Below are 22,329 nucleotides of genomic sequence, written 5' to 3'. Positions count from 1 at the left end.
GATGAACAACGAAGCTGACAAGACCGCTGATGCAATCCTTCGCATCTTGGGCCACATGGATCCGCCGGAAGATATGTACAGTGCGTCAGGATCCCGTCTGTACGACCAAATCACGGCCAACGATCTTACTGAACTCCCCGAGATCCTCGCCGCGACGCGCAAGACCACTGGGCCAATCCTGGAGTTGGCCGCCGGTTCCGGCCGGATCACCCGCGCACTCCTGGCCCTCGGGCGTCCGCTGACCGCCGTCGATTCCTCGGTGGAAATGTTGGCGATGCTTAAGGAGAAGTCAAACGACCGCTCCTTCAACCCCCGCAGTGTGTCGGTTGAGTTGGTGGAGGCGGACATGTCCAGCTTCGAGGTAGTCGGCGAGTTTGGTTGCGTGGTGCTCGGCGCAAGTTCCATCACCCTCCTTGACCCGAGCGGACGGCGGAAGCTGTTTCGCAGAGTGCGCGAATCTCTGGCACCTGGCGGCCGGTTCCTGCTGACAGTACTGAATGCCGACGGGAAGGCGGGCTCGGAACATCACGACGGCGGCTCAACAGTTTCGCCGTTGGGGGACGATTCCTTCCTGATCACGGTCGAAAGCCGGGATGTCGCCAATGGCGCACGGCACGTGACCATGATCCAGGTGGGCTTCAATGAAGGCGGTACGTACAGATCCTCCGCCTATTCCAGCCGTGTCGCTTTTGTCAGCAACAGTCTTATCGAGGAAGAAATCCTTGCTGAAGGCCTCACGATCCTGGAACGCCGCCCCGTCCGGATGGCCACCCGTACTCCAGGACTGGACGACATCGAGCTATGGGTGTGCAGCAAATGACCATCGACGCTGCGCGCACCCTTGACCCCGCCCTGGGGCTGGTATCCGAGGCATCCGTATACCTGCCGAATGAGGTAGGTCTCTGGCGGACGGTAGGGCAGCTGGCCAATGCCTGCACGGGCGGAAGCGGGTTCGCATCTGCCGTGGGTGCCTTTGACGTCAACAGACGGGCCTCCATAACGCGAGGGGCCGGAGAAGCTGTTGAACGTTTTGCGCTGGTACCGGCGGAGGCTGACTCCGATTACCTGTTATTGGAACACCTCCAAGGTGCAAACACCGCCAGTCAACGGATTGACTTCGTGACGCCATGCTTGGGAATGGCCTCGGCGCTCGCCTATGAGCTGCCCTGGTACGCGGCGACGGACCTGCTGACAGGGAAGGAAGTCTGCGTGCCGGCACCTGTAGTGGATTACGGCCGTGGCATTCTGCACCCATGGGACGGCTTCTTTGATCCGTCACCAAACGGTGCGGCATCGGGACCATCCGAGGCTTTCGCCAAGGCTTCCGGTGTTGCCGAAGTGATTGAGCGGGATGCATTTCTTGCTGCCTGGCAGACGCGCACGCCCCTTCACCTGTTCCATGATGGCGGGATTCCGGATCCGTTGCGCGGGACCCAGGAAACCCAGCGCCTCTTGGGTCTCCTCTACGCGGCCCATGGCCGTGGTATCGCGCCCACACTGGCCTTTATCCCGTCTGACGAGGGGCCGTTGCACACAGCCGTGTGCATCATTATCGGTAAATCTGACGACGGAGGTGCCCACCAACGGCAGTTTGGTGCCGTGGGTATCAAAGCAGCCTCGGATCCCTTGGCAGCACTGAGAGGAGCGCTTCAAGAGGGCCTGCAGATTCGCGAGCTCTTCCTTGCCCGGACGCCTTCCACCATGCCGGCTCTAGAGGTTACTGATGACGAATCCCGGGCCGAGTACTGGACTCGCCCAGAGTCCATCACCGAACTTTCCGAATGGGCTCGGTCCTTCGGGGCTTCAGAATTTCCAGTGGCGACAGCTGCACCCGATGCAGACGCATTGGTGGGTTGGCTGGATAGCCGAGGCATCAGAACCTATTGGATCAGCCTCACCCATAGGCTGCCTCCAGTCATCCAAGAGCTTGGGTGGGTGACCGGCAAAGCGGTTTGCCCAGGCGCCATTCCCTTGACCATGGACGAAACCAAAGGGCTGGCCCGAATACCGGGTGGTTCCGCCACTACACCCCATCCGTTGATATGAAGCCGTTTGGAAGGAACTCTCCTGTAGCTTCAGTCGGAGTGGAATGGCCCGTAAAGCTGGCCTCTACGGCATCCATCGATGCTCCCGTGCAAGCTGGTGCACCTTGGATCGTTGCTATGGCCAGTGTCCCCAAAGCGCGCGTTTCCGCCGATGTGGCCGCTGTCCTGAACGCGATAGATGGGGACCGGAACCCCGCGCAGGTGGCCCAGTACCTTGGGATCCCATGGACTGCCGCCGACGTTATGGGAATTGTCCGGCAGCTGGCCAATACAGGAATTTTCGACGCCGGTAAGCAGCCGAGCGGGAGTGGAAAGGTCCAGTTCAGGCCACCCCTGACAGTTCAATTCACCCTGTTCAATCCGGCACCCCTGCTGGAGTCCATCCGGCCGATGGCTTCGGCCATGTCCGGACCGAAGGCGGCGGCTGCTGCCGTGCTGCTTCTGCTGGGCGGCGTGGCAGGTGCCTTTATCGCTGGACCCAGCATCGGGCGGGTCCTATCAACGCCCCTTCCAATGCAGGCCTACTTGTTTGTAGCGGTGGCTATGTTCGTTTCCACGCTGCTCCATGAATTCGGGCACGGACTGGCGCTCACTTGTTGCGGCGGCACCCCCAGACGTATCGGGATCATGCTGTTCTACCTGTCGCCGGCCTTCTTTTGCGATGTAACCGATGGATGGAGGTTGGGTTCACGGAAGCAGCGCGTATTTGTGGCGCTCGCAGGTCCATTGGTCCATCTTGGACTCGGAAGCTTCGCCCTGTCCGTCCATGGCTTCCTCCCGATGTCATGGCTGCAGGATGCAGTTCTCCTCTACGGGGCAATTTGCTACGCGGTGGCCATTCTGAACTTGTTTCCATTCATAAAATTGGACGGCTACGTCGCGTTGATGTCAGCGGTGGATGTTCCGCATCTGCGGCAAAAATCCTTGAGCGTCACGGGTGATTTTGTGAGCTCACACATTCTGGGTTCGCTGCCAAAGTACCGAAACTACGGCTGGCTGGCCTGGTTCGGGTTCGCAAGTTTCATCTCCGGTATCGGGTTCATGGTGGTTGGGTACCAACGGCTTGTCCCTGTCTTCCTCCAACTGGGGATTGCAGGGCACGTAGTTGTCGCGGCTGTCCTGTGCCTGCTGCTGGTAATGGCGGGAAGAGCCATCGTCCGGTTCTTCAGCACTGCTGCCGGGAACGGAAGTCCGCTGTGGCGGCGGGTGCTCGCAGCGCTCCTGGGAACGCTGGCTATCACTCTGCTTACGGCTTTCATTCCCGTGAAACCGGTGACGGTGGCCGGTTACATGTATTCCGAGGGTGTGCTGGAGATCGTGATGCCTCCCGAAGCTGGCAGGACGTTGCAGCCGGGAGATGAAGTTGTACTTCAGTCGCAGGGCATGATCTTCCACGAAAAGCGGGGCATGGCCACGATCGGTGACCAACCGCCGTCGAGATCCTTGGCACCACTGGACACGATTGTTCCCATCGCCCTGGAAGATAACAGCCTGCCCGTGCTTGCCTACTCGAGCAACCTCACCGAGGACTCCAAGCTTGCGGCCGCGGAACCTCTTCCCACATCCGGGCGGGCCGAAGTGACCAACCAAGGCCACATGAGCCTAGGGGAGTGGCTGTGGGAATCCCTGACCCATTCGATGCTGTGGCCCGGCCAAACCGGGAGTGTGAGCAACCACTCCGAGAGTGACGATTCCACGAAAGGGCACTCATGACAGTCACTGCCAGCTTTGAGCGGTTCAGTAAGAAGAGGGGCGGGCGATTTGCGGTCCACGAGCTTACCTTCGATGTGCAGGCGGGCCGGGTAGTTGGCCTCATCGGACCCAACGGCGCAGGCAAGAGCACAGCGCTCGCAGGCTTGACCGGTCTGGTGGAACCCACCTCCGGACGGGCAACAGTCTTTGGAACCGACTACCGATCCCTGCGAAGGCCCGCCACCAAAGTAGGAGTGGATTTGGACGGGATGGACATAGAACCAGGGCTGACGGGACTCCGTCACCTTCAGATCTGCCAGCTTGCTGCCGGTGCTCATCGCGAGGACCTGGATCAGATTCTTGAGCAGGTTGACCTTGCTGCGGAGGCCAGAAAGAAGGTCCGCGACTACTCGCTGGGCATGCGGCAGCGGCTGGGGATCGCGTCCGCACTGATAGGCAGACCCCAGCTACTGGTGCTGGACGAGCCTGCCAACGGCTTGGATCCGGAGGGCATCCAGTGGTTGCGCCGATTCCTCAGGGACTTCGCTGCTTCCGGCGGCAGTGCGTTGGTCTCAAGCCATCAGCTGATGGAACTGGAGCAGGTTGCCGATGAAGTTGTGATCCTCAAGCAAAGGACGCTTTTCCGGGGAACGCTGAAGGAGGCCAAAGCTCTGGGTGGCGGAAGCCTGGAGTCTGCTTACTTCAAGATTTTGGATCGTGCCCGATGACCACGGCCCTTGTAGCCTCCAGGGACGCTCTGGCCTTGCTGACCACCGGACTTCGATCGGAGCTAGTGAGGTATTTCAGCGGGTATTCCGTGGTGGGCATTTTGGCGTTCAGTGCCCTGGTGCCTTGGTTCGTTGCCAACTTCCTTGGATGGCCGGGCAATTCGGGGGAGCTTTCGGCCGCCCAGAATGTCCAGGCGTTCTGGGCACTGGCTGCAAGCATTGCGCCAGTGGCCACGTTTGCCGGGAGCTATCTTGTCACCCGGGAATCCTATTACGGAACGCTTCGGCGAAGCATCGTGATGTCCGGAGTGCAGCAAGTGATGGGGGCCAAGTACCTGACCGCGCTGGTTATCGGCCTCGCCACTGCCATCACAGGAGTAGCGGCGTGGGGTGGAACGGTAGCGTTCTCGCTTCCGCCAGAAGTGCGTGGGAGCCTTCTGTCTGCGGACTCTTGGCGCGAACTGGCCGGCGTGGTGGTGGCCTCGGCGCTGGCATCTATTTGGGGGTGTTCGCTCGGCTGGATCATCCGGCATTACTACGCGACGACGATACTCACCTTGCTGATCCCACTCGCCGTGGAATTGCCCTTGTTGGTGAGCAACCCGGGGCTTGCCCGTTGGCTTCCATCAGGCGCCTTGGCCGGAATCACATCGCTGCCCTTTGAAGGTCTACTCGAGCCCGGGCCTGCGTTCCTCGTGTCCTGTGGATGGCTGCTCGTGGCGGGGGCGGGCGCCCTGTGGACGGTCAAGGGACGGGAGTTCTAGATGCTCAACCTGGTACCCGCTTTCTGCTCTGACCTGCAGCGGCCATGGCTATGGAAAGGCTGGGCTGTAGGCGCTTTGTTGGTGTTAGGGCTCTTGGGGTTGGTCATAGTCGCCGCCAGTCTTGAATCCCAAGCACCAACGCCGGGCCTGGACCGGGTTCTGCGCAAAACCGGGCTCTCCCTCACGCTCACCGGTGCCGCCCTTGTGGGTGCATTTTCGTTCACCGCGGACTACCGCAGAGGTAGCTTCAACAGGAGGGTTTTACTGTTTCAACGGGGCGCTGCGTTTACGGGGCGGGCAACAACAACCACCTTGGCGGCCCTCACTAGCGGTGCACTGATGGGGGCTGCCTTCGGCCTGTCCGGACTATTTGTGGACGGCGCGTGGCATCTCAACCTGGTTACCGTTCTGGGCTTCTGCGTGACTGCCGGCATGGGGTCGTTATGGGGCTTCGCTCTGGGATCCCTTATCCGCAACCACTTGGTGAGCCTCTTCGTTGTGCCTCTCAGCTTGGCGCTTCCGGAACTGCTGTCCCCGTCTATAGGGGACACCGGAAGGCTCCTCTTTCCAATCCTCGCCGCCAACTGGGCGGAGAACGTGGCTGTCAACATACCCGCATCCGGGTCTTTCGCCGGAGCCCTTTGCTGGCTTCTAGTGATAACAGCGGTAGCCAGTTGGGTGTTTCTCAGGCGAGACCTGGCCTGACAATCCAATCATCAAATTAAGGAACAAATAGTGAATACCAAACCATTGGTCTGGCTCCTCCTGGCCCTCACGGTCGCTGCCTACGCTGTCTCCATCTTCATCTCGAACCGCGGTGAATCAGTGTGGTCAACCGTTTCGGGAGTCATCATGGTGGTCGCCGCAGCCGTTATGTTCTGGCGCTACCTTCAGGGACGCAGAGCAGGTCAAAACGAACAGTGACTTGCTTGCCGCGGAATAGCTGTCCGCGGCAAGCAAGTCCGTAGTTACTTCCTCGGTTTTACTGGTTTGACCACCATCGCTGACCCACCACCCCGGCGGTCAGGTTCAGCAGCAGCTGTCAGCGATCCATCCGGATTGAACTCGATGGCCGTGGCCGCACCGATTTCCGCCGCCGATGTGAAGGCATCGCCAGCCGGAACCAGATCATGCCCCAACGATTTCAGAGCGGGACCGTAAGCCTCGATGATGGCGGGCTCGGAGGTGACTGTGAGGCCATTCCGGGGTGACGTCCGCGGAGCTGCGAGGGCTTCGGAGACGTCCATTCCCAGGTCAATGCGGTTCAGAATGGTTTGCAGCACGGTAGTAATGATGGTTGAACCGCCGGGGGAGCCGAGAGCCAGGAATGGATCGCCATCCTTCAAAACGATGGTCGGCGACATCGACGACCGGGGACGCTTACCCGGCTGAATCCGGTTAGGATCAGTCTCGCTGTAAACGGTGCTGAAATCGGTCAGCTCGTTGTTCAGCAGAAAGCCACGGCCCGGCACAACAATTCCAGAACCACCGGTCTGCTCGATCGTGAGCGTGTACTCCACAACGTTGCCCCACTTGTCGGCGACGGTCAGGTTCGTCGTGGAGATATTTTCTGTATCCCTCTCGTTGGCGAGCGGTGCAGCGGCAGACGGGCAGGCGCCGTCGTAATCTTCCACGTTCCCGGGGGCGACAGGCTTGGTAGCTGCCGCCGTCGGGTCGATATTGCAGGAGCGTTCCTTAGCGAAGACGTCGTCCAGCAGCTTCTCGGTGGGCACATTCACGAAGGCGGGATCGCCAACGTAGGCGCCACGATCCGCGAATGCCAGGGAGCTCGCTTCGAGGTAATGGTGGAGGGCGTTGACGGGTTCCATTTCCTTGAGGTCGTAGTTCTCCAGAATGTTCAGCGCCTCACCTACGGTGGTGCCGCCGCTGCTGGAAGGAGCCATGCCGTAGACCTCGTAGCCGCGGTACTCCACCTTGGTGGGGTCCTGGTTCAGCACCTTGTAGTCGGCCAGGTCCTGTGTGGTCATGAACCCGACTGGAACGGGGAGCTCAGTGTCGCCCGACTTCGGCGGAGCCTTGACCGTGTTGACGATTTCCTCCGCTAGCGGACCGCCGTAGAAGGCGTCAGTGCCTTCCTCGGCGATCAGGCGATAGGTCGCCGCAAGGTCGTGGTTCTTGAAGACACTTCCGACGGCGGGAGCGTCCCCACCGGGAAGGAACAGATCCTGCGTGGACGTGAAGGTGTCGAAGCGGACCTCGTTGTCCAAGGTTTGCTGTCGGAAGGTTTCGTCCACCACGAAGCCGCGGTTGGCCACCTTGATGGCGGGCTTCAGAGCCTCACCCAAATCCAACGTCCCCCAGCGTTCCAGGGCCTGCTCCCATGTTGCGGGTGTGCCCGGGACGCCCACGGAGACGCCGCTGGTGACGAGTTCCGGGGTGAATCTGTAAGGCTTTCCGGTGGTGGGGTCGATGAAGGCATCGGTCGGCATGCCCGCCGGAGCGGTTTCGCGGCCGTCAATCGTGCCAACTTGCTTGGTCTTAGCATCATAGAAAACGAAATAACCGCCGCCCCCGATGCCTGCGCTGTAGGGCTCGGTAACTCCAAGGGTTGCTGCTGCGGCGACGGCGGCGTCGGCAGCATTTCCACCCTTCCTCAATACTTCGATTGCGGCTGCGGAAGCTTCCGGATCAACGGTGCTCACGGCGCCGCCATAGCCCGTGGCCGTCGGGTTCTTCTCGGTTTCGCGGGGATCGGCGAAGGCCGGACTGGCCATTGCGACGCTCGTCGCGGTTAGTGCCAAGGCTGCCGTGACCGCAGCCAGTTGACGTCTCACAGATGTCATGGTGTCTCCCAGAGTTGTTCCAGACGATGATGTGGGTGGACGGTCCGGTCACCCTATCGCGGGGCTTGGCGAGGAACAACGGTTGAAATCTGGAGCATAATCAGCATGAAGCGGGCCGTCACCACTAACTTTGAGGGGCCGTGGCACCCCGACACCCCTTGAAAGCGGCGTGTCGGCCCGGACTTGAAATCAATGTAGGTGGTGGCCGCACGGATACGAGATCAAACAACCAACCGCAGCGGCCGCTGCCCCAACTGCACGGTGATCTCCTGCCCCCACGACACCGTCAGCCGGTCATCTTCCATGCCGTCGCCGAACACCACCAGTTGGTCCGACGCCACGGTAATTCGCAGGACCTCGCCGGTTTCCAGGATGCCTTCCGTTAAGGAGGCTCCCGTAACAGGTGATGGCCATGCTTCCCGGACGAACCATGCGAGCCTCGGATCGGTCGGGGAGGGAAGGGCACGTCCACCGCGTTCCAAGGCAATCGAGGCGCACCAGCCGGTAGCACCGGTGCCGGTGGAGACAATAAGGCCCGACGACGACTGCCGCTCAGTTTGTCCGCCGGGCTGGGTGAAACTCGGCGCGGTGATCGAGTACTTGGCTGACTGGTGGGAAGCGTGCCCGACGAAAACTTCATTGAGCGCGGAAAGCTGCTGACCGTCGTCGAGCGTTGCCGTTACAGTGGTGAGGCTTTGGCAGCGCAGGCGCCCAACGTCGCCGGCCGCGAGGAGGGCAGCGGCGGCTGCGGGTGTGTGCCGGACAAGGACGCCGGGGTTCGCCCCGGGCTCGGGATCGATTCCGATCACCGGCTGGCCGTTCAGATACTTGGCAACATTCGCCACCAGGCCGTCCTGCCCCACCACGGCGACGATGTCTTCGGCCGTGAGCAGGAAACGGCTCAGATCCGTGCGTTCCACCTCTGCCTGTCGCCAATCGGACGGTACTGCCGCCCTGATAGTTGCGAGGGCGGAGGTAAGTCGGTCATGCCGGTCTTGCGCGTCTTGGATGTCGCGACCGCGGGTGCGAAGGAAAAACTCAGCCTGCCCTCGGGTGGCGTGCCGGTCCAAGAGTTCCTGGAGTTCGGTCCGCCGGTGGACGATGACGATGCGCGGGGTTGCCATGACGGATCCTTACTTGGTGGCTTCCAGAGTAGCGGCGGGTTCCTTGAACAGCCCGGCAAGTGCTCTGCTGAGCAGGTCCGGAGTGATGGTGAGGTTCCCGATGTTCGGCAGGCTGCCCGCTGCGTCCTTGAGCGCCAAGGCGAGTAACGTGGCCTGTTCCATGCCGCGGTAGACCTCCATGGTTGCGGCTTCGCGGGCTGCGGCTGCTTCGCCAACCAGCCGGATTTGGTTCGCTTCCGCCGCGGCGCCGATGCCCTTTCGTTCAGCGGAGCCTTGGGCCTCAATCAGACCAGCAGCTGCTTTCTCTTCGGCAGCACGGCGGGCGTTCGCGCCTTCCTGCGCCACCAGGTTCTCGCGGCGGACCGCCAGCTCGATCTGGCTCGCCATCTCATTCTCGGAGATCGTGCGTTCACGCTCGACGGCGACCGCCCGCCTTTCGTACACGGCCCGGTCCGCTTCGGCTTGGAGCTGCTCACGAACCGGAGTTTGCAGGGCGCGTTCAACATCAGATTCGGGCCGCACAGCCAGTACCTGTACTCCGAGAATTTCGATGCCGGTGGACTGCAATCTGGCGTCTGCCCGGAGTGCTTCGGTGAGGACGAGCCGCAGCTGACTCACCCCACGTTCGAGTGCCTCGGCGAGGGTTGTGGTGGCGATCTGGTCGATCGCGTGGCTCTGGCACAGCTGCCCGATGATGGTGGAGACCTGCTCGCGTCCGGTTGCTGGAGCCTTGCCAGCACTTTGCAAGCCGAAGTCGAGCCGCGTGGAAACCGCCACGGGATCGATGAAGCGGTACGTGACGTTGGCTTGAACGCTCACGTCTTGGTGATCGCGGGTGATGGCGTGGAAAAGTGTCGGCAGTTCTTGATCGTCCACCGGTACCTCGCTCAGTACGGAGTTCGCGGGACGGAACCAAAATGCCTGGCCGACTCCTTGGTGCCGCACTGCACCCTTCTGCAGGTGTACGACGTAACCGGTGGGACTGCCGAGGAAGTGGCTGATCCAGGGGTAGCGCTTGATGTTGGCCATGATGTTCGCCTCTTTCATTAGTTGTCGTCAAGTTGACGATAAATAAACCATAGAGCCGTTCAAGCTTTATTGTCAACATGACGATAATTACCTACGATTGCTTCATGCCTGCATCCCATCCGTCCCCCGAGCGCTTCCCGGTAACTGTCGACGTCGTCGCCCTCACCGTCCGTGACGGCCAACTGCATGTCCTTCTCATCACGCGCCTCATCGAGCCTTTCCGCGGAAACCTGGCGCTCCCTGGTGGCTTCGTCCTCGCGGGTGAGGACCTGCTCGAAGCGGCTGGTCGGGAGCTCGCGGAGGAGACCGGCGTCGAACATCTTCCGGGGCACTTGGAACAATTGGGGAGTTACGGCCCGAAGGGGCGCGACCCCCGCGGCGAAGTGCTCACTGTGGCGCACCTGCTGCTGGCGCCGGACTTTCCCGTGTTATCGGCTGGAAGTGACGCTGAACAGGCCGCGTGGTACCCGGTTCGAGACGTCCTGGCGGGGAAGCTTGAGCTAGCTTTCGACCACGAGCGGATTCTCGACGATGCCCTGGAGCGGGCAAAGTCGAAGCTCGAGTATTCGCCCCTGGGTGCGGCCTTCTGCGGCGAGGAATTCACCATCGCCCGACTCCGCAGCGTGTATGAAGCTGTGTGGGGCACGCGCCTGGACCCACGGAACTTCCACAGAAAAGCCGCGGGGACGCCAGGTTTTCTGGAGGACACGGGGCGAATGACAACGGGCGACGCCGGACGGCCGGCTGCGTTGTTCAGGCTCGCCCCCGAAGCGCGTCCGACGCCGGGCCAGCCCACCCGGGCGGTGCTCAACCCGCCGCTGATGCGCCCGCGAGATTAGGTTGTGCGCCTCCCACCGGCATGACTCAGGATGGCCGCGGCCGTGGACTCAGGATGCGGCGTTGAGATCATCCACGTTCGGTTTGTCGTCTCAATTGTGATTGCCGGCCCACCGACCAGAAGGCCCCACGTTTTCCGCCCCAGATAGCGAATGCCAAACCCCTCAGTGAGCGAACTGGAAGGACTGGGGGAAGCATCCACGATATCTTCCAACGGGACAACTCTGGAATAGAACGGACGGCAGCGAAGCACCAGGTTCTGGTCCGTCGCTTCAATAGTTACGGTCAGGCGCAGCACCAGCGCTGTGATGAGCAGAATGGCCACAGCCAGCGCAATGGTGATCAGCAGGACGCCGCTGGAGACCGCGGTCGCAATGATGAAGAAGCACGCCACTCCGACCACACTGGCGATGACTTTCTGCGATGCGCGACCGATCTTTGCCTCTGAAATCAACCAAGTCCTCCCGTTCACAGCTCGCCTACCAATGCCCGGACGCGCGACAGATAGTGCTCGCGCAGCTCCGGGTTAGGGGAGATCGAATCGAATACGCCTGCCAGCATTACTGCTGCGTCAAGAGTGAAGATAGGCCAGGATGCAGTCCCGACGTCGATGCTCCCGCCACCTTTAAAGTAACCGTTCAGGAAGGCTGCGTAGTCGAGGCCGTTTTCCTTGACGGCGGAGTACTCCTCGACCCGTGCAATCTCCAATTCAGGAGGTGCTGCGAGGGCGTTGCTCCAGTCAAAAATCGAAAGCGGCTGACCTTTGTCGACTCTGACGTTTTGGCGTCGAAGATCCAGATGGATGAGGCAGGGCTCGTGAGCGCCGGCTTCGAGTTCTGCCTGTAGCGATGCCGAAGGAGGCAGAATTGGGAGCGAATGGTGTCGCCGCAGATCCGTGTATCGTGCCTCCAGCCGGTGTCTGAGCCGGACAGCCCAAGGGCGTCCTTCCTGTGCAACCAGCTGGAATCCTGGCAATGGTGACCGATGTATCGAGGCGACAACTGATCCGAGTGCTGCAGAATCCAGCTCGGAGCCGTCATCGTCCACGATTTCAAGAATCAGCACGGGGATGCCGTTCTGTTCAACCAGTTCCTTGGGCGCGGCACTTGGTATCCCGTTGTCGGTTGCCCAACTCGCCAAGGCCATTTCCTGCAGTTGGAGCAACTCGGCCGGTACAGCGTTGTTGTTGACGGTGTTGAATTCGAGTGAACGGGGGATTCGATAGCCCTCCCGGCCTTCGCTGGAAGTGGTTTCGTAGAAGAGGAATTCGGTTCCGGCTCCCGCCAACGTGACTGAATCGGCACCTCGTCGGGCGGCGACTGCCAAGGCGATGTCCGCCGTCGTGCGTTCAACGCGGTGTTTCAAAGCGGCCCTGGCTCCCCAATGAGTTCTACTAGACCGAAATCGGCATGCGGCGAGCCTACCCTGTAAGCGAGATCGTGTAAGTCAAACAAGTGCGGGTCAGTGGGGCAAGGTTACGGCCGGCCCCTTGGCTGCTATCACGCGATGTACCTGAGCCATGACGTCGTGAGGTTCGCCGTTTGCGTCCACCACAACAAAGTCATCGGCCTCAGGCAGTGAACGGTACGCATCCCGGAATGCCCGCAGGTCGGCCACGGTCTCCTGATCGGTGCCGCGTGCCATGACCCGCTCGTGCGCGATGGTGGGGTCCGCGTCGAAGTGCATGTGAAGATCAGCAGCGGGGAGTTTTTCAAGCAGCCACGGGAGCAAACGCCCGCGCCGCAATCCGCTGGCCTGGCGAAGCGCCAGTTGGCAGTGCAGATGGCGGTCCATGACCACCAAGCCGTCGAACTGCCGGGCGCGCGCATGGTTCACCAGCACGTTGAACAGGCGCACCCCGGTTTCGATGAAGTCAGCAACCCGGGGCGCCACCTTCCATCCGTATCGCGCCGAAAGAAGCGACATCCTCCTGCGTGCGGCGTGATTACTGAGCAGCAGGGCGCTTCGTCCTTCAGCGAGAGCCGAATCGACCAAGGCATGGGCCGCCGTCGTTTTTCCTGAACCGTCAATTCCTGTCAGGACAATGAGCATGAGCCCTCCCTTCGTCTTCTGTGGGACTCGTTTTATGTACAACGCGGGGAGCGCTTCAGTTGTGCCGAGTGAGGTACGGATCACACGTTGGCGCTGCTCGCCACGCTGCGACGTGACGGGAGCGGCCCCGAAAAGGGTAATAAGTTTCCTGTCCAAATACTTCGCGCCAGCGGAGTGCGCGCCTATCATGATGCTATGTACGCGCCCCCAACGGGATGTGGTTTCGGTTTGAACCTAATTCCACGGGGGTACGTAAGCGATATGGAGAGCAATTCTCCGATCGGTGCCCGTTGGCATGGGTGGCGCTTCAGAAATGGAGTACCAGCGGACGCCTTCCTGAATAGACAACCGTTATTGAAGGGATGCGTAGCTCAATGAATACACTTTTGATAATCGCCGGTGTTATAGCGATCATCTTGCTCCTCGTCGGCGGATTCAACCAAGCCCTCAGCTTCCTCCTGTGGGTGGGAATCATCCTGCTGGTGTTGGCCCTTATTGGCTGGGTACTAGGCCGTGGCCGGTCGCGCGTATGACGACTGATCCAAGCGAGGTTGCCGGTTTCGCGCAGGTTCGCGATGGGACTACCACGCCCGGACATCCCATTCCCAGGGATCCCGGGACGCCGGAATCAAGCAACCAGGTACCTGTGGGTGATTCGTCGTCGGAAAGTCCCGAGGACGCCGTCGACGCTGGCCCCAGCGAAGCAGCCAACCCGCCCGGGCCGGCAGAAGAGAAGGACGAAAAGACTGCGGACAATCGTGGTCTGACAACCGAAACCAACCCTACGGATTGAGCAGGGCAGGCGCGGCTGCGGACGGGAGGGATCCTGGTCCGCAGCCGCGCTTCTTTGGTCTTCGGCACCTTTGTCAGTATGCTTACTAATAGCTGGGGGTTATCAGTTCAGCGATTGGGGTAGTGATGCGGATCGGGTCGATTGTGGGTCTGTTCGTGGTGGTATGGCTCATTATTGGGGCCGTGGCAGCAGGTCAGCGCGGGTACTTCACGGCTCCGCCCGCGCAGTGCTCGCAGTTTGCCACCATCGCACTGAATATTGTCGCGGGTCCATTGAATTACACAGGTTTGGATCCCCAGGGTGGCTGTGAAATTCCGCAACCTTCTTGATGCACAAGTTTTTTGGAGCCGTACGGTAACGCATTCACCCTCAAATTGCTAAGATTGCTGACTAATTTCGTTAGAGCATGGACATGCCACCAGCTGCACTTATAGGTTCGAAGTGTTCCATAAACACGTTCACCGCTTTGGAAAGGACAGGTCTCATGGACAAGCAAAACGCCACACCGGAAGAGGAAGTGGGAGGCTACGGCACTCCTACGGCAGAGCAAGAGGCCGGCGGAGGCCAGGCACAGCCCCGCGTGGAGGAAGACATCGAGGAAGCCGCCCTGGGAGAAGGAACCGGCGCCCCGAACCTTAGCCACTTGGATCCGGAAGACTCCGACAGTTCCGGAGAACCAGGCGCGGGGCGTTTTGGCGGAACCGACGAGCAGTACTTGGCCGAGCAGTCCACCCAGCCGGACGGCAACGACGGCGACCTACCGGACGGCAGCGGCAACGACCTTCCCCAGGAAGAGTCACCCAACGACGATGACGAAGAAAGTTTCGACGCCGGCTAAGAGCTTTGGCTGGCGCGCTTTAGACAGGCGCGCCACTGGTTAAGCAGCCAGCTGGCTGGCGCGCCACCAGCATTACCGCATGAGCACCCGAGACACGATCGAAGGAGCAAAACCTATGGCTACGGTAAATAAGTCAATCGAAGTAGATGTACCTGTATCTGTTGCCTACAACCAGTGGACGCAGTTTGAGACCTTCCCCCAGTTCATGAATGGAGTGGAGGCCGTAGAACAGATCGATGAAACGGGTCTTCATTTTTCAACCAACGTGGGTGGTGTAAAACGGGAGTACAACGCCCAGATCATTGAGCAGGTTCCTGATTCCCTGGTCAGCTGGGCCAGCGTGGATGGTCCCCGCAACGGCGGGACCGTGAGCTTCGAGCCACTCGATGCCGGCAGAACCCGGGTCAACGTGGAGATCGTCTGGGAGCCGGATGGCCTCGCGGAAAAGGCTGGCTCCGCCCTTGGCGTGGACAGCATGCGCGTAGGTGCGGACTTGGACAAGTTCAAGAAGTTCATCGAAGCCCAGGGCCATGAAACGGGTGCTTGGCGTGGCACGGTTTCCGGCGGCGATGTTGATGACACCGGTGAAACCTTCGGCAGTGGCGGAGTGGCAACGGCTGAGTTCCCGCCCGTCGATCCTGATCTGGCAGCGCCGGCTGCCAATGAAGGACCTGCCGAGCCGCCCCAGCCGCGCGCTCCGGGTCTCTAACCCGGCCTCACCGGGGGCCAGACCCCTGGCGCCAGGCCTCGGACTGACTCAAACTGGACATGGAACCAAATAAGTAGCTCCAACGAGGGCCGGCCATCACAACGGGCCGGCCCTCGCGGCATCTCCCCGAAAGGCAGGATTTCCGCGGTCATGGCAACCTCCAGCAATGTGGAAGCTGAACAGAAATTCGACGCCGAAGCGTCCACGCCGCTCCCTGCCCTTGACGCGATTGACGGGATAGGGCGAGTAGGCGAACCCGCAAGCTACAGCTTGGAAGCCATTTACTTTGACACCCGCCACTTGGCCCTGGCATCCCGCGGAATCACACTGCGCCGCCGGACGGGTGGGCCCGACGCCGGTTGGCACCTGAAGCTCCCGCACAGTGCGGGAAAGCGAACAGAGATCCAGGAACCGTTGGGCAACGCCGACACTGTTCCGGTGGAACTCATGGACCGCGTGCTCGCTTACACCAGGGGCCATGCAGTAGGGGCAATCGCAACCCTGACTACGGAGCGAACCAGCTACCCCTTGTATGGCAACGATGGCCACCGTCTGGCTGACTTCGTGGATGACCACGTTCGCGCCAAAGCGGTGCTCGGTGAGCCCCGCGAGCAGGAATGGAGGGAGTGGGAGGTGGAGCTGGCGCCGGATGAGGCCGACGACGGTGGCGACACCTTGCTGAGCACTCTGACACAGCAACTCTCCGGCGCCGGAGCAAAGCCGAGCGAGCGCACATCGAAGCTGGCCACAGCGTTGGGTGACTCTTGGCCTGCTTCGAAGCGAACAGACCGTGAAGATCCCAGCGGCAACGGTCCAGCGGCAATACCTGTGCTCAGATATCTGGACGAGGAAGTGGCCGATCTGCTCCTTCAGGACTCCCATGTTCGCCTTGCCCGCGCCGATTCAGTGCACCAAATGCGGTCACAGATTCGCCGAATCCGCGCTGTCCTGCATGGTTTTAGGGCACTCTTCGAACCGGACCCGGTGAAGGATCTTGAAAAGGAACTGAAGTCGCTCGCGAAGACCCTTGGCCGGTACCGGGACGTGGAGGTCCTGCACGAACGCTTGAAGAGCAGCCTCGATGAACTGCCGGGAAAGCTCGTCCTTGGTCAACTCCACAAAGAGCTGGAAGAGCGTATGGCGCTGCGGGCCGATACTGCGATGTCTGCCGTTAGGAACCGGTTGAACAGTCCCCGCTACTTCAAGTTGCTGGATGACTTGGAAGCTTTCATCGACGCTCCGCCCACCACGTCCAAGGGTGACGCGGCGGCGAAGGAGACCACGGCGAAACTCGTCAACAAGGCCGGCAAAAGGCTCCGCAAACGGCATGACGAAGCGGTGGGTGCCGCCGTCGGGCCTCAACGCGACAAGGCTTTCCACGAAGTACGGAAGGCCGCCAAGAAGCTGCGCTTTGCGGCGGCGGCTGTGGAAGGTATTCACGGCAAACGTGCCGTGAAGTTGGAGGACGCGGCGCACAGGGTCCAGACGATTCTTGGCGACCACCAGGACAGTGTGATGGCGCGGGCGGAACTGCTGAAGCTGGGTACCGCGCCGGGCGTCAGCAACGGTGCTTTCACGTATGGAGTGCTCCACGCGCTGGAAAGCACCGCCGCTGACGCCACTCAGCAGGAATACCTGCGGAAGGGCAAGAAGGCCAGGAAACTACGCCTCAAGAAGTAGCTCCGGGACCTACTTCTTGAGGAACGCCAACAGGGCCTCGTTGATTTCTGCCCCGTGCGTCCAAAGGAGACCGTGAGGTGCGCCCTCGATCTCAAGGTACTCGGCGCTGGGCAGGGCGTCCTTGAACCGCCGGCCCGTGACGTCGATGGGCAGGATGTTGTCCGCGGTGCCGTGGACGATCAAGGCCGGGACATCGATCTTGGGGATGTCGGCGCGGAAGTCCGTCAGCCAGGTGGGCTGGGCAGCTACTGAGGCGAACGCGCCGGATTTGCTGGCAAGGTTCCAGCTGGCATCCACCGATTCCTGGCTCAACCGTGCGGTGCCAAGGAAGGTGTCCGTGTTGTAGAAGTTCTTGAAGAAGTCGGTGAAGAAGGCGTACCGGTCGGCCTTGACGGACTCGGCCAGGCCATCGAAGACCTCCTGGGGGACACCATCAGGGTTGTCGTCAGTCTTCAAAAGGAATGGCTCCAGCGAACCGAGGAACACCGCCTTTGCAACGCGGGCCGAGCCATAGGTGCTGATGTAGCGCGCAACTTCGCCTGTACCCATGGAGAAGCCCACCAAAACTGCGTCGTTCACGTCCAAGGTGTCCAGCACGGTCTTCAAGTCTGCGGCGAAGGTGTCGTAGTCGTAGCCTTCGGTCGGTTGGCTGGACTTGCCGAAACCGCGGCGATCGTACGTGATGACGCGATATCCGGCGTCGAGCAGTGCTGCGGTCTGCTTCTCCCAAGAGGATCCGTCCAACGGGTAGCCGTGAATCAGGACCACTGGCTGGCCGGCTCCATGGTCCTCGTAGTAAAGCTCAATCTCAGTGCTGTTTTCGTTTCCGACGGTGATGTAAGCCAAAACTCAAGTCCCTTCGATGCGGTTCAACACGAACGTTTCCAGCCTACTGTCCGGGACTGACACTGACACTGGCGCGGAGGCTCGGGCTCAGGGTGGTGTTCCCACCACCACCATCCGCGGACACTGGTTGCCGACGCTGTTGCAGTGGATTCTTGGATCACCGCCGATGACGAATCCAAGGAACACTCATGCCCCTTGCCCTACGCTCCGCCACCGAGAGTTACGCCTCAATCGACGACCTCCTGGGCGACGGACGCCGCCGCTTCTTCAGCCACGGTTACAAGACCACCAACCCCCGGCTGCGGAACCTTCGCGTTGCCCACACCGTCGCTGAGTCCACGCTGACTGCCCGAGCCAGCTTGGGTGTTGAGGGAGTTTGGTCCATCAAAGGCAATCAGGAGCAAACTCCGCACCTTGGCACCACGGACGTCCTTGTCCTTGCCTGCAGAATGGCGGAATCCCTGCTGGCCAGCAGGTTCTCGCCGGATATATTGCCGGCCGCTTACCTGACGTCCGTCACCATCTCCGGCGGCAGTGAACCGGTGGAAGGCACCTTGGGTGATCTTGGCTGCGAGGCTACGCTGCAGGACCACGGTAATGGGTCCGTCCTGCGGTGCTCAGTCGCCTCCATGAGCGCGGTCCTTGAAGTAGCACATGCTCCGGCTGAACTTGGGCTCGCGTCTGTCCAGTCACCCTCAGAGGAGGCGTTGGTGGGCGACGCCGGCACGCGACTCTATGGTGACCTGTGGGCCGAACGGCAGGTTACGTTATCGAACGTGGTTCTCGAACCGGTACCGGATGAACCGGCACAGGGCACAGCCCACGCCCAGCTCTCCTTTCACCAGCAACGCACGTTGGGCCACCAGGTGGCAGACCGACGCGGCATGGAAGCTGCGTACCCCCAGGCGCTGTCCGCCATCGAGTACTTCGTGGCCACCCTGCAACTCGGGCAGGTCCTGCTCTACAGGCTGGACGCCATGAACCGTTCCGACAGCAACACGCTCTGGATGCGCAAAACCCGGATTATTTTCACCGGTTCCGGCCCGAAAATTGGGGGCGGGCAGGGAACCGGTCTGAGTGTGGGGTTGCAGAAGAGCCGGCTGATCGGAAAGGACGGCGGGTCCTGGCGCTGCGCCGACGTCGTGGGAACGTTCGACGGCGGCGAGGTAGTCTGCAGCGTCGCTCACCAACTGCCGGCAGGGGCTGTTCAATGAGCGCGGCATCCGCGGTGATTCGCGGCCTGGGCGGCGCGCTTCCCGAACGCGTGGTCACGAATGAGCACCTATCCTCCGTCATGGATACCTCCGATGAATGGATCCGGCGCCGGACCGGCATCGCCGAGCGGCGCCACTCGGACGAAACCGAGAGCACCAGCGTCCTCGCCACAACAGCTGCACGACGCGCCTTGGCAAGTGCCGGCGTCGATTCCGTGGGGTTGCTGATCGTGGCTACGTCGACGCCGGACAAGGTCTGCCCGGCCACTGCACCGAAGGTTGCGGCGAACCTTGGGCTTCAGGGGATTGCCGCCTTCGATATCTCGGCGGTTTGTTCAGGATTTGTCTACGCGCTCGCTACGGCCAGCTGGGCCATTACGTCCGGATCCGTTGGTTCTGCGCTGGTGATTGGCGCGGACACTTTCACCCGGCTGCTGGACCCGACCGACCGCACCACGTCCGTGATCTTCGGCGACGGAGCAGGAGCTGCCTATCTCTCCGCCGGAACCTCAGATGAACCGGGTGCCATCCTTGCTTCCACGCTCCACTCCGACGGAGACGGGGAAACGCTGATTCATGTTCCACGGAGCGCCGGTGCCTTCTTTGAAATGCAAGGCAAGGAAGTGTTCACGCAGGCGGTGACCGCGATGTCGGACTCCGTGGAGACCGTGCTGGCGAGTGTTGGCTGGGCGGCGAGCGATGTGGATTCCCTCATCGCACACCAGGCCAACCTGCGGATCCTCAACACGGTGGCTTCGGTGACGGGAATACCCGGAACCAAAGCCGAGGTCCACTTGGACAGAGTGGGAAATACGTCAGCCGCCTCGATTCCACTGGCCATGACCGACGCCGGTACCAAGGGCCACAGGTCGCCTGGGGACAAAGTGGTCCTGACGGCCTTCGGCGGGGGCACAACCTGGGGTGCCGTCGCCATGACCTGGCCTTCGATCTCGGTGGTGGACCCGCATTAGGGCCGCTACCGATTCCTGCGGGCAGGGTGCCTTGCAGGATCACCGTGGCCCGGCCATCCCGGGCACCACTACAAAAGGGGGAAACCAAATGGAAATTACAGCTTTGGACGTCGTTGAGGCCATCCGATCCACCATGGACGAGCTCAGTCACATGGGCCCGGACGACTCTTTCGCGGACCTGGACATCGATTCACTGTCCCTTGTTGAAGCGGCCGTCATCCTGAGCAACAAGTTCGGCGTGCGCGTGGACGAATTCGAACTCGCAGACGCAGGAACGGCCCGGGTTGCGGCTGGACTGGTGACCGGGAAGCTTGCCCTGCAACCCGCCGTCTAGCCGGAACCCACCAACGAGTCACCTTCGCCAGCACCAAGACACAGATACCAACAGATACAAACAGTGAGGACACCCATGGCCACTCCGGCAATTGCAGTTGTTTACTACTCAGGTTCCGGCCACACCAAGGTCCTCGCGGACGCGGTGGTCTCCGCTGCCGCCTCCACCGGAGCCACCGCAGCCCTCCTGCGGGTGGATGAACTGACCGAGGAGTCCTGGAACTTCATCGATGAGGCCGATGCCATCATCTTCGGCGCACCCACATACATGGGTACCGCACCTTCAGCGTTCCACGCCTTCGCGGAAAAGACGGCAGGCCGTTGGGCGGTGCAGAAGTGGCACAACAAGCTGGGTGCAGGCTTCACCAACGCCGCCTGTAAAGCAGGTGACAAAAACTCAACCCTGGATTACTTCGCTACTTTCGGCGCCCAGCACGGCATGAACTGGATCAACCTTGGCCTGCTCCCGGGCTGGAAGAGCACCAAGGGTACCGAAAACGACCTCAACCGCTTCGGCTACTTCAACGGCGCTGCCGCACAAACGTTCTCGGACGTGGGCATCGAAGGCGTCCACCCCGCAGATATCGCTACGGCCGCCCACTTGGGCCGGCGCGTCGCGGAAATTACGGCGGTCTTCGCAGCTGGAAAGGCAGCCTTGGAGAACCGCGCTTCAGACCGGGAACTCATCAGCACGGGGGCCTAAACGAACCCCGCGCCGAAGAGCGTCCGGACACGGATAAAACCTGGCGACATGCATAAAGCCTGGGGACACCCGAATATGGGTGTCCCCAGGCTTTATCCGTGTCGCTGATCCGTGAGGACGTCCCTGCTCGGCTCAGGGGACAGCGGCCCAGAGGACAGAGTCTTTTCCACGAGCATTCGCACGGCGGGGTTGCCCAGGTGGAACAGATGGCCTCCAGTGTCCAGCTTCACCAACCTTGGTTCGGCCGCGCACCATGAGGCCCAGCGCAGGGAATCGGCAACCGGCACCACAGGATCGTCGGCGCTGTAGAGGACGGTGGTTGGAACTTCCAACTGTTTCCTGGGTGGTCTTCCCGGATATCCCGCCAGAAGATCGAGGTCTTCGAGGAGGACTTCCCGGGCACGCGGGGAAAGTGCGCCCGCAGCGGCAACTGCGGCAGCACCGGCGTCGTGCGTTCCCGACGGCGGGCGCGTGGCGGCAAGGAAGACGTGGGCCACCCGCCCTGTTTGTTGTAGCCGCAGGGCGATCTCGAAGGCGAGGACCGCTCCCATGCTGTGCCCGTACAGGGCCAGTTGGTCTGAGGCCGACGCTGTCACGCGCTCTGCGAGGGCATCAGCAGCCGCCCCCAAGGACATGAAGTCCCAGCCACGGTAGCTGAGTTTGGTCACCGTCACGCCGTCGAAGCGCCAGCCTGCGAAACTGGCCGTGGTCCCACCGGCGTGGTGCAGGCAAAACAGGTGCACGCCGGTGTCCTGACCGTCAGTTGAAGGCGAGGCGGTGGCGGTCGTGCTCCAAACGGGACGCTGCAACATCATCCATGTGCTCCTCCGCCCATTCCTTCATTTCAAAGATGATGCGAAGCAGTGAGCGGCCGCGGGGGGTGAGTTCGTAGTCGGTGCGAATAGGAACTGACACCGTGACATGACGGAGGACCAGCCCATCGCGTTCCAGGGAGCGGAGGGTGGACGTCAGCATCTTCTGGCTGGCACCCGGTATGAGCTTTCGCAAGTCGCTGTGGCGCTGCTGGCCGTCCTCAAGGGCAAGCATCACCAAGGTGACCCACTTGCTGCTTATAGCCTCCAGCAATTGCCGGGCCGGGCAAAGGTCCAAGGACGCGTTGTAGTGCTTCCGGGCTTTCTGGCGTTTCTGTTCAGCCGTGAGAGTCAT

At 61.3% G+C, this 22,329-nt stretch carries 26 protein-coding genes; 17 read left to right on the top strand and 9 right to left on the bottom strand.

All coding sequences use genetic code 11. The features are described 5' to 3' along the window. Position 1: 1 nt before the first annotated feature. Genes mpaM through ACIQTW_RS07540 form a run of 7 tightly spaced genes read left to right on the top strand, consistent with a single transcriptional unit; the run spans position 2 to position 6,153 of the window. Entirely contained in the window at positions 2-820 is an 819-nt protein-coding gene (gene mpaM / locus ACIQTW_RS07570) for a daptide-type RiPP biosynthesis methyltransferase (RefSeq protein ID WP_402935555.1), read from the top strand. Beyond that, complete coding sequence (locus tag ACIQTW_RS07565) at positions 802-2,046, top strand: YcaO-like family protein (protein WP_402935552.1); 1,245 nt, start codon at positions 802-804, stop codon at positions 2,044-2,046. The genes mpaM and ACIQTW_RS07565 overlap by 19 nt, the downstream gene beginning before the upstream one ends. Continuing rightward, positions 2,043-3,758, top strand: coding sequence for a daptide biosynthesis intramembrane metalloprotease (gene mpaP, locus ACIQTW_RS07560; RefSeq protein ID WP_402935550.1), 1,716 nt, complete (start codon positions 2,043-2,045; stop codon positions 3,756-3,758). Before ACIQTW_RS07565 ends, mpaP begins: the two co-directional genes overlap by 4 nt. Further along, positions 3,755-4,465 (top strand): ABC transporter ATP-binding protein, encoded by a 711-nt coding sequence (locus ACIQTW_RS07555; RefSeq protein WP_402935547.1) that lies wholly within the window; start codon positions 3,755-3,757, stop codon positions 4,463-4,465. The genes mpaP and ACIQTW_RS07555 overlap by 4 nt, the downstream gene beginning before the upstream one ends. After that, a complete protein-coding gene (locus ACIQTW_RS07550; protein WP_402935545.1) occupies positions 4,462-5,229 on the top strand; it encodes a hypothetical protein in 768 nt (255 codons plus the stop codon). The genes ACIQTW_RS07555 and ACIQTW_RS07550 overlap by 4 nt, the downstream gene beginning before the upstream one ends. Next, on the top strand, positions 5,230-5,934 hold the full coding sequence (locus ACIQTW_RS07545) for a hypothetical protein (protein WP_402935543.1): 705 nt from the start codon (positions 5,230-5,232) through the stop codon (positions 5,932-5,934). It begins immediately after the preceding gene. A 30-nt stretch (positions 5,935-5,964) separates the two neighbouring features. Further along, the gene (locus ACIQTW_RS07540; RefSeq protein ID WP_402935540.1) at positions 5,965-6,153 is read left to right on the top strand and encodes a hypothetical protein; all 189 of its coding nucleotides are present in this window, start codon (positions 5,965-5,967) and stop codon (positions 6,151-6,153) included. 44 nt (positions 6,154-6,197) lie between these two features. Here the strand turns inward: ACIQTW_RS07540 and ggt are convergent, their stop codons facing one another. From ggt to ACIQTW_RS07525, 3 genes are all read right to left on the bottom strand, one after another. Further along, positions 6,198-8,033 (bottom strand): gamma-glutamyltransferase, encoded by a 1,836-nt coding sequence (ggt, locus tag ACIQTW_RS07535; RefSeq protein ID WP_402935537.1) that lies wholly within the window; start codon positions 8,031-8,033, stop codon positions 6,198-6,200. A gap of 221 nt (positions 8,034-8,254) precedes the next feature. Beyond that, a complete protein-coding gene (locus ACIQTW_RS07530) occupies positions 8,255-9,157 on the bottom strand; it encodes a hypothetical protein (RefSeq protein ID WP_402935534.1) in 903 nt (300 codons plus the stop codon). Positions 9,158-9,166: 9 nt separating this feature from the next. Beyond that, positions 9,167-10,186: an SPFH domain-containing protein gene (locus tag ACIQTW_RS07525; RefSeq protein ID WP_402935531.1), complete on the bottom strand. Its 1,020-nt coding sequence runs from the start codon at positions 10,184-10,186 to the stop codon at positions 9,167-9,169. A 77-nt stretch (positions 10,187-10,263) separates the two neighbouring features. Between ACIQTW_RS07525 and ACIQTW_RS07520 the strand changes: the two genes are divergently transcribed. Further along, entirely contained in the window at positions 10,264-11,025 is a 762-nt protein-coding gene (locus ACIQTW_RS07520) for an NUDIX hydrolase (protein ID WP_402935529.1), read from the top strand. On the opposite strand, the gene ACIQTW_RS07515 is transcribed toward ACIQTW_RS07520, so the two are convergent. The 3 genes from ACIQTW_RS07515 to ACIQTW_RS07505 form a co-directional block, all read right to left on the bottom strand. Beyond that, a complete protein-coding gene (locus ACIQTW_RS07515; RefSeq protein WP_402935526.1) occupies positions 11,022-11,477 on the bottom strand; it encodes a hypothetical protein in 456 nt (151 codons plus the stop codon). The genes ACIQTW_RS07520 and ACIQTW_RS07515 overlap by 4 nt on opposite strands. Before the next feature lie 14 nt (positions 11,478-11,491). Then, positions 11,492-12,388: a phosphotransferase gene (locus ACIQTW_RS07510; RefSeq protein WP_402935523.1), complete on the bottom strand. Its 897-nt coding sequence runs from the start codon at positions 12,386-12,388 to the stop codon at positions 11,492-11,494. Between the two features lie 96 nt (positions 12,389-12,484). Continuing rightward, positions 12,485-13,075 (bottom strand): thymidylate kinase, encoded by a 591-nt coding sequence (locus ACIQTW_RS07505; RefSeq protein WP_402935520.1) that lies wholly within the window; start codon positions 13,073-13,075, stop codon positions 12,485-12,487. Between the two features lie 374 nt (positions 13,076-13,449). Here ACIQTW_RS07505 and ACIQTW_RS07500 point away from each other — a divergent pair, with 374 nt between their 5' ends. From ACIQTW_RS07500 to ACIQTW_RS07480, 5 genes are all read left to right on the top strand, one after another. Further along, a complete protein-coding gene (locus tag ACIQTW_RS07500; RefSeq protein WP_017200690.1) occupies positions 13,450-13,608 on the top strand; it encodes a hypothetical protein in 159 nt (52 codons plus the stop codon). Beyond that, a complete protein-coding gene (locus tag ACIQTW_RS07495) occupies positions 13,605-13,868 on the top strand; it encodes a hypothetical protein (RefSeq protein WP_402935518.1) in 264 nt (87 codons plus the stop codon). Before ACIQTW_RS07500 ends, ACIQTW_RS07495 begins: the two co-directional genes overlap by 4 nt. A 406-nt stretch (positions 13,869-14,274) precedes the next feature. Next, on the top strand, positions 14,275-14,706 hold the full coding sequence (locus tag ACIQTW_RS07490) for a hypothetical protein (protein ID WP_044569311.1): 432 nt from the start codon (positions 14,275-14,277) through the stop codon (positions 14,704-14,706). Positions 14,707-14,785: 79 nt separating this feature from the next. Then, on the top strand, positions 14,786-15,415 hold the full coding sequence (locus ACIQTW_RS07485) for an SRPBCC family protein (RefSeq protein WP_402935514.1): 630 nt from the start codon (positions 14,786-14,788) through the stop codon (positions 15,413-15,415). A gap of 150 nt (positions 15,416-15,565) precedes the next feature. Further along, the gene (locus tag ACIQTW_RS07480) at positions 15,566-17,095 is read left to right on the top strand and encodes a CHAD domain-containing protein (protein WP_402935511.1); all 1,530 of its coding nucleotides are present in this window, start codon (positions 15,566-15,568) and stop codon (positions 17,093-17,095) included. A gap of 9 nt (positions 17,096-17,104) precedes the next feature. Here ACIQTW_RS07480 and ACIQTW_RS07475 read toward each other — a convergent pair whose 3' ends face one another. Continuing rightward, complete coding sequence (locus ACIQTW_RS07475; protein ID WP_402935508.1) at positions 17,105-17,941, bottom strand: alpha/beta fold hydrolase; 837 nt, start codon at positions 17,939-17,941, stop codon at positions 17,105-17,107. A gap of 188 nt (positions 17,942-18,129) precedes the next feature. Between ACIQTW_RS07475 and ACIQTW_RS07470 the strand changes: the two genes are divergently transcribed. From ACIQTW_RS07470 to ACIQTW_RS07455, 4 genes are all read left to right on the top strand, one after another. After that, entirely contained in the window at positions 18,130-19,155 is a 1,026-nt protein-coding gene (locus ACIQTW_RS07470) for an AvrD family protein (protein WP_402935505.1), read from the top strand. Then, positions 19,152-20,126, top strand: coding sequence for a beta-ketoacyl-ACP synthase III (locus ACIQTW_RS07465; protein WP_402935502.1), 975 nt, complete (start codon positions 19,152-19,154; stop codon positions 20,124-20,126). The genes ACIQTW_RS07470 and ACIQTW_RS07465 overlap by 4 nt, the downstream gene beginning before the upstream one ends. Positions 20,127-20,214: 88 nt before the next feature. After that, complete coding sequence (locus ACIQTW_RS07460; RefSeq protein WP_017200682.1) at positions 20,215-20,460, top strand: acyl carrier protein; 246 nt, start codon at positions 20,215-20,217, stop codon at positions 20,458-20,460. Between the two features lie 75 nt (positions 20,461-20,535). Further along, on the top strand, positions 20,536-21,162 hold the full coding sequence (locus tag ACIQTW_RS07455; RefSeq protein ID WP_402935499.1) for a flavodoxin family protein: 627 nt from the start codon (positions 20,536-20,538) through the stop codon (positions 21,160-21,162). Positions 21,163-21,254: 92 nt separating this feature from the next. Here the strand turns inward: ACIQTW_RS07455 and ACIQTW_RS07450 are convergent, their stop codons facing one another. Together ACIQTW_RS07450 and ACIQTW_RS07445 are read right to left on the bottom strand one after the other, a co-directional pair. Next, a complete protein-coding gene (locus ACIQTW_RS07450; protein ID WP_402935496.1) occupies positions 21,255-21,977 on the bottom strand; it encodes a thioesterase II family protein in 723 nt (240 codons plus the stop codon). After that, positions 21,922-22,329 (bottom strand): helix-turn-helix domain-containing protein, encoded by a 408-nt coding sequence (locus ACIQTW_RS07445; protein ID WP_017200679.1) that lies wholly within the window; start codon positions 22,327-22,329, stop codon positions 21,922-21,924. The genes ACIQTW_RS07450 and ACIQTW_RS07445 overlap by 56 nt, the downstream gene beginning before the upstream one ends.

It is taken from the genome of Paenarthrobacter sp. NPDC090517 (assembly GCF_044769165.1).
GTDB lineage: Bacteria > Actinomycetota > Actinomycetes > Actinomycetales > Micrococcaceae > Arthrobacter.
The sequence above is the reverse complement of the archived record's forward strand: the minus strand, read 5'-3'. Positions and strand labels throughout refer to the sequence as shown.

Excerpts from the sequence above, each read along its gene's own strand:
- ACIQTW_RS07550 (WP_402935545.1), top strand. The coding sequence starts at position 4,462 with ATGACCACGGCCCTTGTAGCCTCCAGGGACGCTCTGGCCTTGCTGACC.
- ACIQTW_RS07495 (WP_402935518.1), top strand. The coding sequence starts at position 13,605 with ATGACGACTGATCCAAGCGAGGTTGCCGGTTTCGCGCAGGTTCGCGAT.
- ACIQTW_RS07490 (WP_044569311.1), top strand. The coding sequence starts at position 14,275 with ATGGACATGCCACCAGCTGCACTTATAGGTTCGAAGTGTTCCATAAAC.
- ACIQTW_RS07465 (WP_402935502.1), top strand. The coding sequence starts at position 19,152 with ATGAGCGCGGCATCCGCGGTGATTCGCGGCCTGGGCGGCGCGCTTCCC.
- ACIQTW_RS07530 (WP_402935534.1), bottom strand. The coding sequence starts at position 9,157 with ATGGCAACCCCGCGCATCGTCATCGTCCACCGGCGGACCGAACTCCAG.
- ACIQTW_RS07470 (WP_402935505.1), top strand. The coding sequence starts at position 18,130 with ATGCCCCTTGCCCTACGCTCCGCCACCGAGAGTTACGCCTCAATCGAC.
- ACIQTW_RS07480 (WP_402935511.1), top strand. The coding sequence starts at position 15,566 with ATGGCAACCTCCAGCAATGTGGAAGCTGAACAGAAATTCGACGCCGAA.
- ACIQTW_RS07455 (WP_402935499.1), top strand. The coding sequence starts at position 20,536 with ATGGCCACTCCGGCAATTGCAGTTGTTTACTACTCAGGTTCCGGCCAC.
- mpaM (WP_402935555.1), top strand. The coding sequence starts at position 2 with ATGAACAACGAAGCTGACAAGACCGCTGATGCAATCCTTCGCATCTTG.
- ACIQTW_RS07545 (WP_402935543.1), top strand. The coding sequence starts at position 5,230 with ATGCTCAACCTGGTACCCGCTTTCTGCTCTGACCTGCAGCGGCCATGG.
- mpaP (WP_402935550.1), top strand. The coding sequence starts at position 2,043 with ATGAAGCCGTTTGGAAGGAACTCTCCTGTAGCTTCAGTCGGAGTGGAA.
- ACIQTW_RS07450 (WP_402935496.1), bottom strand. The coding sequence starts at position 21,977 with ATGATGTTGCAGCGTCCCGTTTGGAGCACGACCGCCACCGCCTCGCCT.
- ACIQTW_RS07485 (WP_402935514.1), top strand. The coding sequence starts at position 14,786 with ATGAGCACCCGAGACACGATCGAAGGAGCAAAACCTATGGCTACGGTA.
- ggt (WP_402935537.1), bottom strand. The coding sequence starts at position 8,033 with ATGACATCTGTGAGACGTCAACTGGCTGCGGTCACGGCAGCCTTGGCA.
- ACIQTW_RS07565 (WP_402935552.1), top strand. The coding sequence starts at position 802 with ATGGGTGTGCAGCAAATGACCATCGACGCTGCGCGCACCCTTGACCCC.
- ACIQTW_RS07525 (WP_402935531.1), bottom strand. The coding sequence starts at position 10,186 with ATGGCCAACATCAAGCGCTACCCCTGGATCAGCCACTTCCTCGGCAGT.
- ACIQTW_RS07555 (WP_402935547.1), top strand. The coding sequence starts at position 3,755 with ATGACAGTCACTGCCAGCTTTGAGCGGTTCAGTAAGAAGAGGGGCGGG.
- ACIQTW_RS07500 (WP_017200690.1), top strand. The coding sequence starts at position 13,450 with ATGAATACACTTTTGATAATCGCCGGTGTTATAGCGATCATCTTGCTC.
- ACIQTW_RS07460 (WP_017200682.1), top strand. The coding sequence starts at position 20,215 with ATGGAAATTACAGCTTTGGACGTCGTTGAGGCCATCCGATCCACCATG.
- ACIQTW_RS07520 (WP_402935529.1), top strand. The coding sequence starts at position 10,264 with ATGACGATAATTACCTACGATTGCTTCATGCCTGCATCCCATCCGTCC.
- ACIQTW_RS07445 (WP_017200679.1), bottom strand. The coding sequence starts at position 22,329 with ATGACTCTCACGGCTGAACAGAAACGCCAGAAAGCCCGGAAGCACTAC.
- ACIQTW_RS07505 (WP_402935520.1), bottom strand. The coding sequence starts at position 13,075 with ATGCTCATTGTCCTGACAGGAATTGACGGTTCAGGAAAAACGACGGCG.